Below are 18325 nucleotides of genomic sequence, written 5' to 3' on the forward strand. Positions count from 1 at the left end.
TTCGCTAATATGAACTCGTCGTGCTGAGAACCCCGGCCTATGCGGCCCGAGCCGCTTTTGCCCCGCAATATTGCGCCACATAGGCGTGATGTTCGGGCAGGCTCGCCACCGTCCGCGCCACGTTCTCGCGCAGCGTCTTGAGGAAGAGCGCGAGTTCGTCGTCGCTCATCTTCTTCGCCACCGGGTGGAAGGCGCGCGGCATGATGCCCTGGCCGAGCATGACCTGGACCCAGCTGTTTTCCACGAAGAGTTCCTCGTTCTTGCGGAACACGCGTCCCGTCTCGCGGAACAGCTCGATCTTCTGGGTCAGGCTGTCGGGTATGTCCATCGTCGCGCACTGGCGCCAGAACGGGCTGTCGCGCCGGTCGGTGGCCTTGTAGTGCAGGATCAGGAAGTCGCGCACCTGAACCATGTCGGTGAGTTGCTGGTCGTTGAATTCGGCCACGTCGCGCTCGCTGACCTCGCCCGCGGGTATCATCCTGAGCAGCCGGATGACGGCACGCTGGATGAGGTGGATGCTGGTCGATTCGAGCGGCTCGAGGAAGCCCGACGACAGCCCGATGGCGATGCAGTTGCGGTGCCACTGCTTGCGCCGCGCGCCGGTGGTGAAGGGGATCGCGCGCGGCTCGCTGATCGGCTTGCCTTCGAGGGTCGACATCAGCCTGTCCTGCGCCGCGTCCTTCGACAGGTAGCGGCTGCAATAGACGATGCCGTTGCCGCCGCGATGCTGCAGCGGGATCCGCCATTGCCAGCCGGCATCATGCGCGATGGCGCGGGTATAGGGCAGGGGCGGACCGGCCAACTCGGTCTGCACCGCGATCGCACTGTCGCAGGGCAGGTGGTGCGTCCAGTCGTCATAGCCCACATGCAGCGCGCCCTCGATCAGCAGCGCGCGAAAGCCGGTGCAATCGACGAACAGGTCGCCCTCGAGCCGCTGGCCGTCCTCGAGCCTGATGGCGGCGATATTGCCGTTCTCGGCATCGAGTTCGACCTGCGCGATCTTCCCTTCGACCCGTCTGGCACCCGCCCCCTCGGCGATCCGTCGCAGGAAGGCGGCGTAGGCGGTGGCATTGAGGTGATAGGCGTAGTTGAGCCGGTTCTCGGGCAGGTGCGCGAACTTGCCGGCGTAGGCCGCGAGCAACTCGAGACAATAGTCGTCATAGCTCTGCATGTGGCCGCGCTGCAAACCTTCGCCCCAGAAATGCTGGAAGCCGGCCGACCAGTGATCGCGCCCGGTCGAACCGAAGGAATGGAAGTACTTCTCGCCTTCGACCTTCCAGTTGTCGAACTCGATGCCGAGCTTGAAGGTCGCCTGCGTCTCGCTCATGAACTCGGCCTCGTTGATGCCGAGCAGGCGGTTGAAATTGATCAGCGGGGGGATCGTCGCCTCGCCCACGCCGACCGTGCCGATGGCATCGCTTTCGACCAAAGTCAGCTCGATCGCGTCGCCCATCGTCTTGGCCAGCGCCGCGGCCGCCATCCAGCCGGCGGTGCCGCCGCCCGCCACCACGATCCGGCGGGGCTTGTAGTCGCTACTCATCGGTTCAGTGTCCTCAGGAGGAAGGCGCGGAGCTGGCCCGCGGTCTTCGCCGTCAGCGGGGCGAGCACGCCGCGCGCCCGCTCGGGAATGTGCTCGGTGACCTCGGGCGGGTTTTCGAACACGTAGTGGTCGAACAGCTTGCGCCACAGCGCGCGCTCGTCTGCGGGTAGGTCGCGGATCGCCAGGATGGCGTGGTTGAGCGCTTCCTGCGGCTGGCCGAGAAAGGCCGGCGTGTCGCGCCACCAGTAGTTCACCAGCACGTTGAAGGCGGACAGCCCTTCGACATGGTGCCACCACATCGACGGAATATAGACCGCATCGCCCGGCTCGAGTTCGACCACCTGCGCGTGCTCGAGCGCTTCGGCGAAGCGAGGATAGGCGTCGAGGTCGGGCGCATGGAAATCGACCATGCTGACCGCACGGCCCGCCGGCGTGTTCTCGATCGGCCCGATATAGAGGTTCTCGAACTGCTCGGGCGGGAAGATGGTGAAGCGTCGCCGCCCCACCGCGCAGCAGGCGAGATTGCGCGGGAAATCATTGTGCGCGGCAACGCGGGTCGAGGTGCCGATCCAGATGCTCTGGAGCGGATCGCGCGGCGCCACGGGTGAGGGGTTCGCTTCGACCAGCCCGTCGAAGAACAGCTTCATGTCGACCGATGTCAGGTAGATCGCCGGGGCTTCGGCGCGGCCCTCATTGTCGTCGAAGCCGCGGAAGATGTCGCCCAGCTTGCCCCGCGCCTCGCGGAAATTCATCCCGAAATCGTCGTCGTAGAACAGCCGGCCGTCGCGACCGGGCTGGCCGATGGTGACGGTGAAGGGGACCGGCCGCGACCGTTCGAGCAGATATTGCCGCGCGGCACGCGGGGATTCGAGCCCCGCCCTGACCAGCGGCCAGTCCCTGACGAGGCCGCGGACGACGAAGGGCTGCGGAGTGCCGTCGAGCACATCCGACAGGGCGGCCGCATCGGCCACCTCGCGCGTTTCGACCTGCTTCATCTGCGCGAAGATCGAGGGATCGGCCTCAGCCACGGCTCTCCTTCGCATCCTTGCGTTCGACGAGGGTGGAAAGGTTCGAGAGCGAGGCGACGGCCATGAAGATTGGCAGCAGGTGACCCTCGGCATGGAGCGCGCCGAGCGCTTCACCGTCGAGCGCGCGCAGCCTGTCCTCGGCGATCATGTGGAAGCCGACCAGCGAATGCTTCGAGCCGTTCGACAGCGGGACTTCGAAGGTAAAGGGTTCGAGCAGTTCGTAGCGCGCCAGCGCCTCATAGAAACCCGCGCTGGCCTGATACCCGGCATGGAGCGCGCCGAGCTTGCCCGAGATATCCTCGAGGAAGGGCGTCGGCCGGCCGTTCTCGTCGAACAGCAGCGTGCCTTCGCCATCGCTGGCGACCCGCGGGTGGTCCATGTCGATATGGACCTGGCCTTCGCCTTCGCCGTCGGGCGCCCGGCCGACGAGGAATGGCTGGACGGCGATCGAGAGCGGGCGGTAGCGGGCGTCCCAATTGTCGCCGTCGAGGAACAGGTTTTCTCCGTTCTCGAAGCCGAACAGGGCGAGCGCGGTGAACTTTCCGCTCTCGTTGTCGCGCCGGAAAACGATCGGATAATGCGCCTGCAGCTGACGGAATTCGTCGGGCACGACCAGCGCCGCCATGGCGGCGTCGCCGAACCGGGCACCGGCACCGGTATGGACGCGCAGCGTCGCGTGATCGGCGGTGTTGAGGATCTGGTGGTTGCTCATTGTCAGGCGTTTTCTCCTTGCGCGGCGCGGCTCTGGGCGCTCGCGGTCAGTGTATCGAGATAGCTGCGATTGGTCGGGAGCGCCGCGGCGAGGGCGCGGCTGCGTTCGGCGATTTCGGCAATGCGTTTTGCGGCGGCCTCGGAAGGTGCGCCGACACTCTCGGCGGGCAGCGGAAAGCCCATTCCGTAGAGGACATATTGCTGGCTGGCGGCGGAGAAGATTTCGTCGACCTGGGGAAAATCGGCCGTCGCGGGCGGATGGTCGCGCCACAGTTCGAGCTGCGCCGCCAGCGAGGCGGGTACGGTCGCCGCATCGCGGTGCGCCCGCCAATAGGGCTCCTCGCGCCGGCTCAGGACGTAGTGCAGCTTGAGGAAATCGACGATCCGGTCCCAGCGATAGCGGAACAGCGCGTTGAAGCGGTCGGCAAGGCGGGGGAGCGCGCTGCGGCTGTGCGGGTAACCGTCGGCGAGCGCCTTGGCCGACAGTTCGATCAGCACGATGGCCGAGGCTTCGAGCGGCTCGATGAACCCGGCCGAAAGTCCCACGGAGAGGCAATTGCCTTCCCAGAACTTTTCGCGGTGCCCGGTCGCGAATTGCAGCTTGCGGGGGGCGAGAGCCGACATATCGGCACCCGGAACCCGCGCCGCGACGTAGTCGGCGAGCATTTTCTCCGCCCCGGCATCGTCGAGGAAGCGCGAGGAATAGACGCAGCCGATCCCGCGACGCGTGGGCAGCGCGATGTCCCACAGCCAGCCCGCTTCGTGCGCGGTGCCGACGGTCTGCGAGGCGATCGCGCTGCCGGGCTCGACCGGTACCTGTACCGCGAGCGCCCGGTCGTTGAACGAGACGTCGGAGCGATCGACCCAGCCGACGCCGAGTTCGCCGGCGATCAGCCGGGCGGCCATGCCGGTGCAATCGATGAAGAAGTCGCCGGCAAGCGGCTCTTCGTCACGCAGCTGCAGGCGCGAAAGCAGGCCGTCCGCGTCGCGCTCGACGCCGGTCGCATGCGCGCACACGTGCTTCACGCCGAGCCTGGCGACCGCGTGACCCGCCAGCAGCGCGGCGAGCTTGCCCGCGTCGAGGTGGTAGCCGTAGTTCAGCGCCCCGGCATAGGTGGGCATGGCGCGCTGGCGCGGGGCGAGGTCGCGGTCGCAGATCGCGACCTGCGGGCCGGCCGCGGCGGCGAAGGAGGTCCCGTCGCCGGGTTGCGCCCAGGCGCCGAGCAGTTCCGCCATCGGTCCTGCGGCCGGCGGGGTGAAGGGGTGGTAATAGCTGTCGGCGGGCGAGCCATCGACCCACCCGTCAAAGCGCGAGCCCTGCTTGAACGAGGCATCGCAGGCCGCGAGGAAGGTTGCCTCGTCGATCCCGATGGTGGCGAGCGTATCGCGCAGCGTCGGCCAGCTGCCTTCGCCGACGCCGATCGTCGGGATGTCGGGGGCCTCGACCAGCGTCACATCCAGTTCGGGCCGGCGCGCCGCGAGCACGCAGGCGGTCAGCCAGCCCGCCGTCCCGCCGCCCACGATCACCAGCCTGTTGAAGTCGCCAGCCATTATCCCCGGTCCCATACCCTCTCTACGCACGGGAGACAAAAAAGAGAGCCGCACTGCCCGGCAGCGCGGCTCTCTCCGCCCACTGACGGGGCCGCCGCGGCGGCCCCGGTCGTGTCAGAAGGAGAAGCGAACGCCCGCCGCGTAGCGCGGAGCACCGCGATAGGCGAAGAAGGTCTCGTTCTCGTTCCGGCGGAAGCCCTTGAGGTTCTCGCCGGTCAGGTTGATCGCTTCGACGAAGGCGGTGACGCCGAAGTCGAACTCGTAGGACGCGCTGGCATCGATCTGCCAGTATTCGTCGCGATAGAACGGGTTGGTCGGATTCTGGCTGTAACCCGCCAGGAACTTGTCGCGCCAGTTCCATGCCACACGTGCCTGCAGCGGACCCTTGTCGTAGAACAGAACCGCGTTGGCGCTGTCTGACAGACCCACCAGCGCGAACTGCGGGATTTTGTAGGGCTGCGTATTGTCGAAGGTCGCATCGCCGTTGACGATGGTGTAGTTCAGGATGACGCCGAGACCGGTTTCCCAGAAGCTGTGCTGCAGGGCGAATTCGAAGCCATCGATCGTTGCCTTCTGGTCCGAATTGCCTGGCAGGGTCAGGTCGACCTGGAGCGGGGCGTCTTCGGGCAGGCCGTAGATCCGGGTCACGCCGTTCACGACTGCGGTCGTCTCGGGAAAATTCGCAATGATGTAGTCGCGAATGCTCTCGTTGTTGGCGTTGGCACCGAGCGCAGCACGGGCGGCGTTGGCACGCGGACCGTTATACGGGTTGGTGATGTCCTGCAGCAAGATCTGCCGGCTGCCGCTGGTGTCGATGTAGTTCTTCACGTTCTTGCGGAAATAGCCGATCGAGAGATAGCTTTCCGGGCCGTAGTACCATTCGGCAGATGCGTCGAAGTTCTCGGATTTGAAGGGCAACAGGCTGGGGTTGCCCTGGCTGCCTTCGGCCCCGTCCTGACGGAACAGCGGGTTGTAGCTAAGCCCGGCTTCCAGATTGTTGTAGGTCGGGCGCGTGATCGTGTGGCTGTACGATGCACGCAGGACGACATCCTGAATCGGCTCGATATCGAAATCGAAGTTCGGAAGCCAGACATCGTAACCACCCTTGACCCGGGTGTACTCGAGATTGTCGTTGTCGAGCTCGAGATAGAATTCGTTCGCCGCCGCCCAGTAGGACCCGGTTACGGTCGGAACCAGCGCGGTGGAATCGACGACGGTGTCCTCGTAACGCAAGCCCGCGATCAGATGGGCTTCGCCGGCACCGACATCGAAGGAGAAATTGGCCTCCACGAAGGGGGCCAGGGTCTTCTCCGAGATTCGGCGATCGGTGGTCGGGTTCGCAAGACAGGTACCGGCAATCGAGGTGCCTGCACCGGGATTGCTGCAGATACCGAACTGGTTCTCGAGCAGGTCGACCATGCGCTCTACGTCGAAGCCGTAGAACTGCTGGATGATGTTCGGATTGTCGACGCCATCCATTCCGCGAAATGCTTCGGGAATGCTGATCGGGAAGAAGATATCGTCGGGGATATCCGCCGCCGTGCCGAGGCCGCCCCAGGTTTCGTTCTGCAGGAACCCGTAAGCGGACTTGATCTTGTTTTCCGTGTAGGAAACGCCGAAGTCCAGGCTTTCGAGGAAACCGAGATCGGCTTCCCAATGGCCGTTCAGCTGGACCTGATCGATATCGTCGCGGAAGTAGGCATTGCGGAAAGCGTTGCCCGTGGCGAAGCGCTGCGAAATATCGTTCGAGTCGACGCCCGCTGCGTTCACATAGGAAATGACCGGCAGGTAGCTGTCGAAGTCGATGCGCTGTTCCTGCAGTCCGAACACCGCGGTACCGACCGAAACGCTCGATCCATAGGGCAGGGTCGGCTTGGATTCCGCGCTCGAACTATGAGCGTCGAGTACCCAGGTGAGCCCGCCCGGAGCTTCCCATTCCAGGTTGAAGCCGATCGATTTGTTGATCGAACGGTTGGCAGTCAGCGAACCGGAATAGGAAAGATCCGAAGGGGCGTCCCCGAAATTCTCGGAATAGAAGATCGGGCCGGCGGCGGGGCCATCGGTCCAGGCGCTGGATGTGTCGCCATGGTTGAACCAGATCCCGACCGAACTCTGGCGCGCTTCCACGGTGTTCTGCGAGAAGGTGTAGTCAACAGTGGCGGTCAGCCCATCGACGACTTCGTACTGCAGGACAGCCTGGCCGTTGATGCGTTCACGCGAAATGTCGGTAACATTGTACGAACCGTTCTGCGGGACGGCATAGACATCGTCCGGTCCGGGGCGGTTCTGTACATTCGCGTCGGGGCGGCCGCAAACGCTGCCCCATTCGTTTTCGTAGCTGTTGCCCAGCGAATCCACGCCGCCACAGCCGAGGTAGCCGTCACGCCAATCGGTGAAGTACTGGTTGAAGCCCGAATTGCGCTTCTGGTAACTGCCGGTCACGGTGATGCCGATACGATCGTCGGCGAACGTGCTCGACAGGATGCCCGAGACTTCTGGCGTGATGTCGACATCGCCGTTCTGGGACTCGTCGTATACGCCCTTGACCGCGATGCTGCCCTTGAAACCGGGATCGTCGAGCGGCCGAGGCGTACGAATATTGATGGTCGAGCCGATGCCGCCCGAAGCCACGGTTGCGCGGCCGGTCTTGTAGACTTCGACAGCTGCCACAGCTTCGGAAGCCAGGTTGCCGAAGTCGAACGAACGCGAGGAAGGAGCGCTTGCCCCGTCGCCGAGCGTCGAGGTCGGCATCTGACGGCCATTGAGGGTCACGAGATTGTATTCCGGCCCAAAGCCGCGCACGGTGACACGCGCACCTTCGCCGTTTTCACGGTCGATCGAGACGCCGGTGATGCGCTGGAGCGATTCCGCCAGGTTGGTGTCGGGGAACTTGCCGATGTCCTCGGCCGAGATCGCGTCGACCACGCCCTGGCCTTCGCGCTTGATGTTCATTGATTCGCGCAGACTTGCGCGGATGCCCGAAACCACGATGACGTTGCCGTCGTCCTGGAGCGCCGCTTCGGCCGCTTCCTCGTTTGCCGTCGCGTCCTGCGCCATCGCCGCCGTGGCGGTTGCGCCCATGGCAACGACCGATGCGCCCGCCATGAATTTGACGAGCGAAGGCTTGCTCTTCCACTTCATTGGTGATTCTCCTCCCAGAGACATGCACTTACTGCGCATGACAATCCAAATGTGAACGTTCACCTATTTGGTAACGTTCACTTGGTCAATCGAACGAGCGCAGGAATCGTCACAAAAATGCATGTGTGTGGCAAGAATGTTGCGATTTTTGCGTGTAGGCGATTGCTGACGAACGCGGGGGCAGACCCGCACGGTTGCCCAAACGGCGGCGCATGACTAGCTGGAGCGACGATGTTCGACCCCCATGCATTTCGCGACGCGCTCGGCAGCTTCGTCACCGGCGTCACCATCGTGACCGCGCGCGACGCAGAGGGGCGCCCCTTCGGACTGACCGCCAACAGTTTCAACTCGGTCAGCCTCGATCCGCCGATGGTGCTGTGGAGCCTCTCGCTGCAGTCGGGTTCGCTGCCGGTGTTCCGCGACGCCGAGGCTTGGGCGGTACACGTCCTGGCGGCGGACCAGCAGGCGATGTCGGATCGTTTCGCCCGCGCCGGGGCGGACAAGTTCGCCGAGCTCGACGACGTCGACGGAGCGGAGGGCGCGCCGCTGATCCCCGGCTATGCCGCGCGCTTCGGCTGCACCGCGCGCTTCGAATACGAGGGCGGGGACCATGCCATCTTCCTCGGGGAAGTGACCGATTTCGACCGCCGCGAGGTCGACCCGCTGATCTATCACGGCGGTCGCTACGGCAGGATTATGCGCAGCCCCACGGGCGAAGACCTGGAGCGCGAAGGGCTCGCCGAACGCACCGGCTCGGCGCTTTCCCTTACGGCGAGTGGGGCCGAGCTGCTCGCCGCGCTCGAGAGCGTGGCGAAGCGCTAGACTCGGCGCCCACGGGCCGATACCCGTTGCGAAAAGCAACGAGGGAGAGGCCAGCCATGAAGACCCGCATCACCGAACTGTTCGGTATCGAGCACCCGATTATCCAGGGCGGCATGCACTATGTCGGGTTTGCGGAAATGGCGGCGGCGGTCTCCAACGCCGGCGGGCTCGGCATCATCACCGGTCTCACGCTCGGCACGCCCGAGAAGCTCGCCGACGAGATCGCCCGGTGCAAGGACATGACCGACAAGCCCTTCGGCGTGAACCTGACCTTCCTGCCCAGCGTCAACGCGCCCGATTATCCGGGGCTCGTCCGCGTGATCATCGAAGGCGGGGTCAAGGCCGTCGAAACCGCAGGCAACAATCCGCAGGCGGTGCTGCCCCATCTCAAGGATGCGGGGATCAAGGTGATCCACAAGTGCACCAGCGTGCGCCACAGCCTCAAGGCGCAGTCGATCGGCTGCGACGCGGTCAGCGTCGACGGCTTCGAATGCGGCGGCCATCCGGGCGAAGACGATGTCCCCAACATGATCCTGCTGCCCCGCGCGGCGGATGAACTCGAGATCCCCTTCGTCGCCAGCGGCGGCCAGGCCGACGCGCGCAGCCTCGTCGCCAGCCTCGCGATGGGCGCCGACGGCATGAACATGGGCACGCGCTTCATCGCCACCAAGGAAGCGCCGGTGCACGAGAACGTGAAGAAGGCGATCGTCGCCGCGTCCGAACTCGACACCCGCCTCGTCATGCGCCCGCTGCGCAACACCGAGCGCGTGATGACCAATGACGCGGTCGAGCGCCTGCTCGAAAAGGAGCGCAAGCTGGGCCCCGACCTCAAGTTCGAGGACATCATCGAGGAAGTCGCGGGCGTCTATCCGCGGATCATGACCGAGGGCGAGATGGATGCGGGCGCCTGGTCCTGCGGCATGGTCGCCGGGCTGATCAACGACATCCCGACCTGCAAGGAACTGATCGACCGGATCATGAGCGAGGCGGAGGAGATCATTCGCCGCCGCCTGACCGGCTTCCTGAACTGAAGGACACGGGACCCATGCTCGATACCAGCCAGCGCACCGCCTACAACGAGGATCACGAGGCCTTCCGCGACACCGTGCGCAAGGTCTTCGCCGAACACATGACGCCCTATCTCGACCAGCACGAGGAGGAGGGCATAGTCCCGCGCAGCGCGTGGAAGGCGCTGGGCGAGGCAGGCATGCTGTGCCCCACGGTCAAGGAAGAGAACGGCGGCCTCGGCCTCGATTTCGGTTTCAACTGCGTGCTGTGCGAGGAGCTGTCCTATCTCGGCAGCTCGGCCGGCTTCACGCTGCAGAACGACATTACCGCGAACTATATCGAACGTCTCGGGACCGACGAGCAGCGCGCGAAGTACCTGCCGGGCATGGTCTCGGGCGATGTGATCTCGGCGATCGCCATGACCGAGCCCGGTGCGGGCAGCGACCTTCAGGGCATCCGCACCACCGCGATCAAGGACGGCAATCACCTGGTGGTCAACGGGTCGAAGACCTACATCACCAACGGCCAGAACGCCGACGTCATCATCGTCGTCGCCAAGACCGATCCCTCGCAGGGCGCGAAGGGCACCACGCTGGTGCTGGTCGACGCCGATACCGAAGGCTTCGAGCGCGGGCGCAATCTCGACAAGATCGGGCAGCACTCGGCCGACACCTCCGAGCTGTTCTTCCACGACTGCCGCGTGCCGATGACCAATATCCTCGGCGGCGAGGGGCGCGGCTTCATCCATCTGATGGAGGAACTGCCGCAGGAACGGCTCGGCATCGCCGTCGGCGCGCAGGCCGCGGCGCAGCGCGCCTTCGACGAGGCGGTCAAGTTCACCAAGGACCGCAAGGCCTTCGGCAAGACGGTTTTCGAATTCCAGAACACCAAATTCGTCCTCGCCGATCTCAAGGCCAAGCTCCAGGTCGGCTGGGCGCACCTCGACTGGGCGATCAGGAAGCACCTCGCCGGCGAACTCACCACCGACGAGGCATCGGCGGCCAAGCTGTGGCACACCGACCTCCAGTGGGAAGCCTGCGACAAGGCGCTCCAGCTGCATGGCGGTGCGGGCTACATGAACGAATATGCCATCGCCCGCCTGTGGCGCGATGCGCGCGTCACCCGCATCTTCGGCGGTACCAACGAGATCATGAAGGAAGTGATCAGCCGCTCGATCTGAGGAGCCTGCAGCCATGACCGATCCGCTCGATTTTTCCGGCCAGACCGTTCTCGTCGTCGGCGGCTCGAGCGGAATCGGCAATGGCATCGCGCATGGCTTTCGCGAGCGCGGGGCACTCGTCCATGTCACGGGGACCCGTGAGTCGGCGGATGACTACAGCGCGGAAGAGGGCAGCGATCTTGCCGGATTGCACTTCCAAACGCTCGACGTCGCGCGTGCGGGCGCGATTGAATCGATTGTGCTGCCCCATAGGCTCGATGTGGTGGTGCTGTGCCAGGGCACGGTACGCTATCGCCGCGAGGAATTCGAGCGCGCGGGCTGGGACGCGGTGATGGAGGTCAACCTCAACTCGCTGATGGACTGCGCCCGCGCGGTGCGGGCGAGGCTGGCCGAAGGGGGCGGATCGCTGATCGTGGTCAGCTCGGTCGGCGCCTATCACGCGATGATCGGCAACCCGGCATACGCCGCCAGCAAGGCTGGCGCGGTCAGCCTGGTCGGCTCGCTGGCGCAGGCCTGGGCGGGGGAGGGCATCCGTGTGAACGGCATCGCCCCGGGGCTCGTCCCGACCAAGCTCACCAAGGTGACCACCGACAACGAACAGCGCGCGGCGGGGGCGGTCGCGCGGATCCCGGCAGGCCGCATGGGCACGCCGCAGGACATGGCCGGTGCGGCGCTGTTCCTCGCCTCGCCGCTGGCCGATTACGTCGTCGGGCAGACCATCCGTGTCGATGGCGGCATGACGCTTTCCTGATCCGCACCTTTCCTACACCCGTGCAGCATGCAAGAGTGTGCCAGCCACCAGGAAGCGGGAGCGGAGGGGGGCGCCTTGCGCACCCGTGTCGCCCCGGAGGTGTCCGGAAAAATAGAAATAACGTCAGGTATTTAGCGAAATAGTCGGCGGGCGACACACTGTCGCCTTTGTCGCCCGATTGTCCCCCCGTCGTCGTAGCGAAAGAAGGACCCGCCCCATGGAATACGTCAATCTCGGCCCCAGCGGCCTCAAGGTCTCGCGCCTCTGTCTCGGCTGCATGAGCTATGGCGACACCACCCGCGGCTGGCACGGCGACTGGGTCCTGTCCGAGGACGAGAGCCGCCCCTTCATCCGCGAGGCGCTGGAAGCGGGGATCAATTTCTTCGACACGGCGAACATGTATTCGCTCGGCGCCTCGGAAGAGGTGGTCGGCAAGCTGCTGCGCGAGTTCGCGAAGCGCGATGAGATCGTGCTCGCCACCAAGGCTTTCCTCCCCTGGCGGCAGGCGCCCAACACCGGCGGCAATTCGCGCAAGAGCCTGATGCAGGCGGTGGACGACAGCCTCGTCCGCCTCAAGATGGACTATGTCGACCTGTTCCAGATCCACCGCTGGGACGATTTTACGCCGGTCGAGGAGACCATGGAGGCGCTTCACGACATCGTGAAGGCGGGCAAGGCGCGCTATATCGGCGCCTCGTCGATGTGGGCATGGCAGTTCGCCAAGGCGCAGGAAGTCGCCCGTACCAATGGCTGGACGCGCTTCATCTCGATGCAGAACCACGTCAATCTGCTCTACCGCGAGGAAGAACGCGAGATGCTGCCGCTCTGCGAAGACCAGGGGATCGGGGTGATCCCGTGGAGCCCGCTGGCGCGCGGCAAGCTCGCGCGGGGGTGGGACGAGGCGACCGTGCGCAGCGAAACCGACGGCTTCGGCAAGACGCTCTACCGCCAGCAGGAAGAGGCCGATCGTGCGATCGTCGAGGCGGTCGGGGCGATCGCCGAGGAGCGCGGGGTCGGGCGTGCCACGGTCGCGCTCGCCTGGCATTTCGCCAAGGGCGTGACCGCGCCGATCATCGGGGCGACCAAGCCGGGGCATATTGCTGCCGCCATGGCCGCGCTCGACCTGGAACTGAGCGCCGAGGAAGTGGCGCGGCTCGAGGCCCCCTATGTCCCGAAGGCGCCCGTCGGGATCGCCTCGACAGCACCGCGGAACTGGACGCTTTCGGTGACCGGGGAATAGGAAAATTCGCCTTTTGGCGCGAAGTGTTACAAACGCGGAGAACGGGTCACAAACAAGTCACATGGCTGCGGCAACGCTTCCCCCGACAGGGTGGGAACTCAGCCGCGTGCGTACGATCAATATCTTTCTGACAGACCCGATTGCCGGCGAGCTCGCCGATTTCGACAATGGCGATCTGCGCTATGCCTTCGCCCGCCTCTACCCCGACGGCCCGCGCCGGCTGGTGGAAGGCCCGGCCTATGCGTTCATCGATTGGGTGATGGACGACCTCTCGGGACTGGAGATGTGCCGCCGCCTGCGGTCCGATCCGCGCATGGCCGAGGCGCATATCGCCATCGTGCTCGAGGAAGACGATGCCGAGGACAAGCGCAGGGCGCTGCGCGCCGGAGCCGACGATTACGTCATCGGTCCGCTCGACCGCAACGCGATCCTCGACCGGGTCATGGCACTGCAGGCGGAGGTCGGGCAGGGCCGCATAAACGAGCGGCTCGAACTCGGCCACCTGCTGGTCGATCTCGCCGCGCTGCAAGCGCGCTGGGGCGGCAGGCCGCTCGACCTCAGGCCGAACGAATTCCGCCTGCTGCACTTTCTCGCGCAGAATCCTGACCGCGTGCTTTCGCGCGGCGATCTGATCGCCGCGCTGGGCAAGCAGGAACCGCCGATCGACGAACGCACGGTCGACGTCTGGATCGGCCGTCTGCGCCGCGCGCTGCGCATGGTCGGGGCGGGCGAGCGCGTGCGCACCGTCCGCTCGCTCGGCTACGTCTACGACAGCTACGACTAAGCGGCGGCGGGGGGGCTCACACCTTCCCATTCCCGTTAGGCAAAAAAAGGGCCGCCCGGAGGCGGCCCTTCGGAAGTTGCGGCTCGGATGCCTCAGAACTCGGCCGAGACCGAGAGGCTGAAGCTGCGTCCTACCTGGTAGCTGTTGTTCTCGATCCGGTTGGTGCCGGTCGTCTGGTATTCGAAGTGATCGCGACCGGTCAGGTTGCGCGCCTCGAACTTCACTTCGAGATCGGCCCCGGCCAGCGTGAAGCCCTGGCGCGCGACGAAGTCGATCGTCAGGCCGGGGTTCTCGAGGATGTCGGGGCGCGACAGCGTACTGCGGCTGATCACCCGCTTGCTGCCGTAGTTGAACAGGAAGGTGAACTGGCTGACCCGGTCGAGGTCTTCCAGGCCCAGCTGGACGTTGGCAATGTGATCCGACTGGCCGGTCAGCGAGGTGCCGTCGGCGAAGAAGTTGGTCGCCGCCTGCAGGCCGCCCAGTTCGGGCACGTTGACCAGATCGCCCGCCTGCACGCTTATGTCCGACTGCGTGTAGGTGTAGTTGGCAATCGCCACGAAGCGCTTGCTGTCCCACCAGTCGCCGAGATCGTAGAGGTCCTTGTTCCACTGCACCTCCAGCTCTGCACCGTAGAGCATGGCCGAGGGCGCATTGGCGAACCGGCTGATCACCGAATTGTCGTTGAAGCTCGAGAAGACCTCGATCGGGTTCTTGATGTCCTTGAAGAAACCGGCGGCGCTGAGCTTGCTCCCCGAACCCCAGTAATATTCGAGCCGGGCTTCGTAATTGGTCAGCTCGCTGTCGACGAGACCCGGGTTGCCGGTGAACTGGCGGTTGGTTTCGGGATCGTAATAGGTCTGCAGGATCAGTTCGCGAAACTGCGGCCGCGCGATGGTCTTCGACGCGTTCAGGCGGGCCTGCAGGCTGTCGGAGATCTGGATCGTCATCGTGGCAGCGGGCAGCCAGTAGTCGTTTTTCAGCAGCGTCGCATTGACCGAACCGCTGGGGAGTCCGTCCAGCCCCAGGGGCACGACATCCTGCGTCGCATCTTCGTATCGCACACCGAGATCGAGCGAGATATCGGTGACCGGTTCGATGCGGGCCTGGACGTAGCCGGCCTTGATCTCGAGCCCGGCGGAAAAGGCCGGGTCGGCAGCAGTCGTATCGATGATCGTATAGGAGAAGGGCCCGATCCCGGCTGCCGCCTGGGCGGCGCTGTCGTAGCCGAGCGCGATCAGCGCATCGCCGAGCAGATTGTCGGGACGGAATGCGCCGAAGACGAGCGGATAGGAACCGGTGGTGCGGATGTCGAATTCACGGCGACGCGACAGGCGGCTGGTGTCGGTATAGGCACCGCCCACCGTCACGCCGAGCCAGTTGGCCAACTGGTAGCTGACGTCGAGGCCGCCGTAGTAGAGATCCTCGGTCAGGTCGGAGAAGGCGACCGTCGTCCGGCCGCGCTGCCCGCCGTTCTGGAGGTTCAGGTAGATACCGTCGAGGCCACCCGACGGATTCAGATCGCGCGAATAGACGAACTCCCATTCGTTCGGCGCTTCGCGCTGCGTCTGGGCGTAGCCGGCGCGCATGTCGATCGAAAGGTCGCCGAATTCGAGTTCGCCGACGAACTGCGAGTCGATCAGCTGGCGCTCGTACCAGCCGGTGTTCTGGAACAGATCGTCGTCGTCGTCGGTGAGATCGTCGATCTGCGCCAGGGACGAACGCTTGAGCGAGTCGCGGATGAAGAGGTTGGTCAGGCGGAAGCGGTGTTCGCCCACTTCGAGACCAAGGCCCAGCATCGCATTGGCGAGGACGCGCTGGTCGGTCTGGAACTGGGTGCCGTCCTGGTCGAGATCGAGATCGCCGTTCAGCGCCGACTGGCGGGTGATGAAGCGATTGCGGTACTTGTTGCTGAGCGAGGCGGCCGCGATCACGCCGAAGCGGCCATCGGAAAAGACGTCGAAGCTGGTTCCAGCGGTGATGCCCGCCGACCAGTTGACCGGGAGTTTGTCGATGCTCTGCAGCAGGATCAGGTTGGGATCGCCCAGCTCGGTCAGGATCGCCTGCTGGTCCACGCCCGGATCGGTCATCGCCTGACCGCTGTCGAGGAACGACTGCAGTGCGGGACCGGGTTCGCGGCGCCCGTCGTCGAAGCCGAACCAGTCGTAATCGGAACCGTAATAGGTGTAGCCTGTGCCGAAGGTGGTTTCGGTATCGCCCGAGATGCCGGCGCTGACCTTGAGGAAGCTTTCCTCGGGCACTGCGCGGGTGGTGAGGTTGATCACGCCGCCGCCGAATTCGCCCGGGAAGTTGGCCGAATAGGTCTTCTGCACCAGGCTCGAGGCGATGATGCTCGTCGGGAAGATGTCGAGCGGAACGACGCGGCTGAGCGGCTGCGGCGAGGGCAGCGGAAGGCCGTTGAGGAGGGCGAGCGAGTAGCGATCGCCGAGGCCGCGGACGTAGACGAGGCCGTTGCCGACGGTCGAGAGACCGGTGACGCGGGTCAGGGCACCGGCGATGTCGCCTTCGCCGGTCCGCGCGATGCTGGCGCTGTCGAGAACCGAGACGACCTGCGAAGATGCGCGGGTGACGTCCTGGCGGCGGCGGCCGGTGACGACGATAGCGCCGCCGGGAACCGAGATTTCGGGCTCCTCATACTCGTCTTCCGCGGGCGTGTCGTCGATGCCTTCGACCTGCTGCGCCGCTGCGGCGTCGGTCGCGGGATCTTCTTGGGCGGGGACGCCTTCGGCGCCGGTGCCAACACCCGTATCCTGGGCGAATGCAGTCCCGGGAACGGTAAGCGCGGTGGTGAGCAGGAGCAGCGCTGTAAGCTGCTTGCCGGTCGACATGGTTCGAGACCCCCTCATGTTCAGGCCTTTGGAATCTGGGCGGGGTCCTGCGATGGCCCCTGTGCGAAAATGCGAAGGAGGCCGCGGGGCGCAAATCCTGCGCGCCCCGCGGCCTCTTGATGCCGATTAGTAGACCGGCAGGCTCGTGCAGTCGCTCACCGAACCGAAGTTCGCGAACGAGGAGTTGCAGGTCCAGCCCTGAACCCAGGTGTCGTTGCCCGGGTATACCGCGCCGATGTTGGTCGGCATGGTGAAGAAGGCCGAGAACACGGTCGGATCGAACACGGCGACGGCATTTTCGTTTGCGCCGTTGACGTAGGTCATCGTCAGCGTGTTGGTGAAGTTCGAGTCGGTGTTCGAACCGCCGTCGAAGATGCTCTGCGTCTGCGCCGCGGTCACACCGCCCGAACCGTCACGGAAGTCGACCGCGCAATCCAGCACGAAGCTGTTGAAGACCGGCGGGCCGGCCTCGTCGAGGCTGGCATCGGCCGCACGGACGGTTTCCGGCAGGTCGATGCGCAGGCACGGAGTGTCGCCGGACTGATCGACGAGAACCGAGTTGACGATGGTGTAGTCGGTACCGCCGCGGATACGGATCGCCTGATCGCCCACGCCGCTGTTCGAGACGAAGGTGGCGTTGGAGATCTTCGTATTCTGGCGCGGGGTCTGGTCTTCGAGGCCGTTGTTCGAATCGGCTTCGATGATGGTGTCGCCGACGCCCGGGCGCTGGATGACGATAACGTTCTGCGCGTTGAGTTTCACGCCGGTATCCGAGTCGAGACCGTCGTCTTCAGGGCCGACGATGATCAGATTGCGAACGTTGACGCGACCGCCGAAGAATTCGACGCCGTCGTCCGAACTGTTGAAGCTCATGATGTTGCGCAGCGTAGTCCCCGAGCCGATGCCGCTGGGGGTCAGCGACTGGAGTTCGTTGTCGCCCGACAGGACGAAGCCCGAGTAGCGGATCTGGACATAGGTCATGCTGCCCGAGCTGTCGCCGGGGGTCGCGCCGCCGAACAGGGCCGGCTGCGCCGCGCCTTCGACCTGGCGTTCGCAGGCGACGGTGCCCGGCGTTGCACCCGGAGCGATACAGTCGGTGATCGGTGCGCGGCCCGAAAGGACGACGCCGCCCCACTGGCCCGACGAGCTGTTGTTGTTGAGGCCCTGGACGTTGTCCCGGCTGGTGAAGACGATCGGGCGGTCGGCGGTGCCGTTCGCCTGGATCGTGTTGCCGCGGTTGACGTTGAGCCAGCCTGAGCCCTGCGAGAACAGGATCACGCCCGGCTCGATGGTCAGTTCGACATCCGTGTCGGCGCCGGACGCCGTCGGACCGCCGTCCGTACCGACATCGACGCGACCGTTGATGCGGTACACGAGGCCTTCGATGTAGGGCAGAGTCGATGATGCCGAGAAGACCGCGGGCAGGGTGCAGACGCGATAGGTACCGGTCGGACCAGAGATGGTGTTGCTGTCGGTCAGGCCGACCGGGTCCGAAATGGTCGGGCAGCCTGCGGCCGGCGTCACAAGCGACGAGGTCGGAGTGGGCGTCGGGGTTGGAGTGGGCGCCGGGGTGGCCGGCGGGTTGATGATGATGTCGCCGCCGGTGCCGGGCGAGACGATTTCGTCGGCACCGCAGCTGGCGAGAGCCAGAGCGGAGCAGCCGAGGACGAGCGAACGATGGAAGTTGGTCACGGGTAACGGTCCCCTCAAAAACCGGAATGAA

13 protein-coding genes are annotated in these 18325 nt (G+C 65.1%); 6 read left to right on the forward strand and 7 right to left on the reverse strand.

Translation table 11 applies throughout. From position 1 onward, the window contains the following. Positions 1–37 precede the first annotated feature (37 nt). The 5 genes from ACN4E0_RS11490 to ACN4E0_RS11510 all read right to left on the reverse strand — a co-directional run bounded on the left by ACN4E0_RS11490 (position 38) and on the right by ACN4E0_RS11510 (position 7971). Positions 38–1540, reverse strand: a complete 1503-nt coding sequence (locus ACN4E0_RS11490; RefSeq protein ID WP_419567964.1) for a tryptophan halogenase family protein — start codon at positions 1538–1540, stop codon at positions 38–40. Further along, positions 1537–2568, reverse strand: coding sequence for a cupin-like domain-containing protein (locus tag ACN4E0_RS11495; RefSeq protein ID WP_419567966.1), 1032 nt, complete (start codon positions 2566–2568; stop codon positions 1537–1539). Before ACN4E0_RS11495 ends, ACN4E0_RS11490 begins: the two co-directional genes overlap by 4 nt. Next, positions 2561–3280 (reverse strand): SapC family protein, encoded by a 720-nt coding sequence (locus tag ACN4E0_RS11500; RefSeq protein ID WP_419567968.1) that lies wholly within the window; start codon positions 3278–3280, stop codon positions 2561–2563. The genes ACN4E0_RS11495 and ACN4E0_RS11500 overlap by 8 nt, the downstream gene beginning before the upstream one ends. A gap of 2 nt (positions 3281–3282) precedes the next feature. Further along, positions 3283–4830 (reverse strand): tryptophan halogenase family protein, encoded by a 1548-nt coding sequence (locus ACN4E0_RS11505; RefSeq protein ID WP_419567970.1) that lies wholly within the window; start codon positions 4828–4830, stop codon positions 3283–3285. Between the two features lie 114 nt (positions 4831–4944). Next, complete coding sequence (locus ACN4E0_RS11510; RefSeq protein ID WP_419567972.1) at positions 4945–7971, reverse strand: TonB-dependent receptor; 3027 nt, start codon at positions 7969–7971, stop codon at positions 4945–4947. 231 nt (positions 7972–8202) lie between these two features. On the opposite strand from ACN4E0_RS11510, the gene ACN4E0_RS11515 reads away from it, so the two are divergent. From ACN4E0_RS11515 to ACN4E0_RS11540, 6 genes are all read left to right on the forward strand, one after another. Beyond that, positions 8203–8793, forward strand: a complete 591-nt coding sequence (locus ACN4E0_RS11515; protein ID WP_419567974.1) for a flavin reductase family protein — start codon at positions 8203–8205, stop codon at positions 8791–8793. A 56-nt stretch (positions 8794–8849) separates the two neighbouring features. Next, on the forward strand, positions 8850–9824 hold the full coding sequence (locus ACN4E0_RS11520) for an NAD(P)H-dependent flavin oxidoreductase (protein WP_419567976.1): 975 nt from the start codon (positions 8850–8852) through the stop codon (positions 9822–9824). A gap of 14 nt (positions 9825–9838) precedes the next feature. After that, positions 9839–10981 carry an acyl-CoA dehydrogenase family protein gene (locus ACN4E0_RS11525; protein WP_419567978.1) on the forward strand — a complete coding sequence of 381 codons (1143 nt, stop codon included), beginning with the start codon at positions 9839–9841 and terminating at the stop codon, positions 10979–10981. A 13-nt stretch (positions 10982–10994) separates the two neighbouring features. Then, positions 10995–11732, forward strand: a complete 738-nt coding sequence (locus ACN4E0_RS11530; protein WP_419567980.1) for an SDR family NAD(P)-dependent oxidoreductase — start codon at positions 10995–10997, stop codon at positions 11730–11732. 217 nt (positions 11733–11949) lie between these two features. After that, positions 11950–12972, forward strand: a complete 1023-nt coding sequence (locus ACN4E0_RS11535; RefSeq protein ID WP_419567982.1) for an aldo/keto reductase — start codon at positions 11950–11952, stop codon at positions 12970–12972. 106 nt (positions 12973–13078) lie between these two features. Then, the gene (locus ACN4E0_RS11540; protein WP_419568045.1) at positions 13079–13756 is read left to right on the forward strand and encodes a response regulator transcription factor; all 678 of its coding nucleotides are present in this window, start codon (positions 13079–13081) and stop codon (positions 13754–13756) included. Between the two features lie 92 nt (positions 13757–13848). Here the strand turns inward: ACN4E0_RS11540 and ACN4E0_RS11545 are convergent, their stop codons facing one another. Next, positions 13849–16602, reverse strand: coding sequence for a TonB-dependent receptor domain-containing protein (locus ACN4E0_RS11545; RefSeq protein ID WP_419567984.1), 2754 nt, complete (start codon positions 16600–16602; stop codon positions 13849–13851). Positions 16603–16728: 126 nt separating this feature from the next. Then, the gene (locus ACN4E0_RS11550) at positions 16729–18294 is read right to left on the reverse strand and encodes a hypothetical protein (RefSeq protein WP_419567986.1); all 1566 of its coding nucleotides are present in this window, start codon (positions 18292–18294) and stop codon (positions 16729–16731) included. Positions 18295–18325 lie beyond the last annotated feature (31 nt).

It is taken from the genome of Qipengyuania sp. (genome assembly GCF_048550555.1).
GTDB lineage: Bacteria > Pseudomonadota > Alphaproteobacteria > Sphingomonadales > Sphingomonadaceae > Qipengyuania.

Excerpts from the sequence above, each read along its gene's own strand:
- ACN4E0_RS11535 (WP_419567982.1), top strand. The coding sequence starts at position 11,950 with ATGGAATACGTCAATCTCGGCCCCAGCGGCCTCAAGGTCTCGCGCCTC.
- ACN4E0_RS11515 (WP_419567974.1), top strand. The coding sequence starts at position 8,203 with ATGTTCGACCCCCATGCATTTCGCGACGCGCTCGGCAGCTTCGTCACC.
- ACN4E0_RS11520 (WP_419567976.1), top strand. The coding sequence starts at position 8,850 with ATGAAGACCCGCATCACCGAACTGTTCGGTATCGAGCACCCGATTATC.
- ACN4E0_RS11525 (WP_419567978.1), top strand. The coding sequence starts at position 9,839 with ATGCTCGATACCAGCCAGCGCACCGCCTACAACGAGGATCACGAGGCC.
- ACN4E0_RS11490 (WP_419567964.1), bottom strand. The coding sequence starts at position 1,540 with ATGAGTAGCGACTACAAGCCCCGCCGGATCGTGGTGGCGGGCGGCGGC.
- ACN4E0_RS11545 (WP_419567984.1), bottom strand. The coding sequence starts at position 16,602 with ATGTCGACCGGCAAGCAGCTTACAGCGCTGCTCCTGCTCACCACCGCG.
- ACN4E0_RS11500 (WP_419567968.1), bottom strand. The coding sequence starts at position 3,280 with ATGAGCAACCACCAGATCCTCAACACCGCCGATCACGCGACGCTGCGC.
- ACN4E0_RS11530 (WP_419567980.1), top strand. The coding sequence starts at position 10,995 with ATGACCGATCCGCTCGATTTTTCCGGCCAGACCGTTCTCGTCGTCGGC.
- ACN4E0_RS11510 (WP_419567972.1), bottom strand. The coding sequence starts at position 7,971 with ATGAAGTGGAAGAGCAAGCCTTCGCTCGTCAAATTCATGGCGGGCGCA.
- ACN4E0_RS11505 (WP_419567970.1), bottom strand. The coding sequence starts at position 4,830 with ATGGCTGGCGACTTCAACAGGCTGGTGATCGTGGGCGGCGGGACGGCG.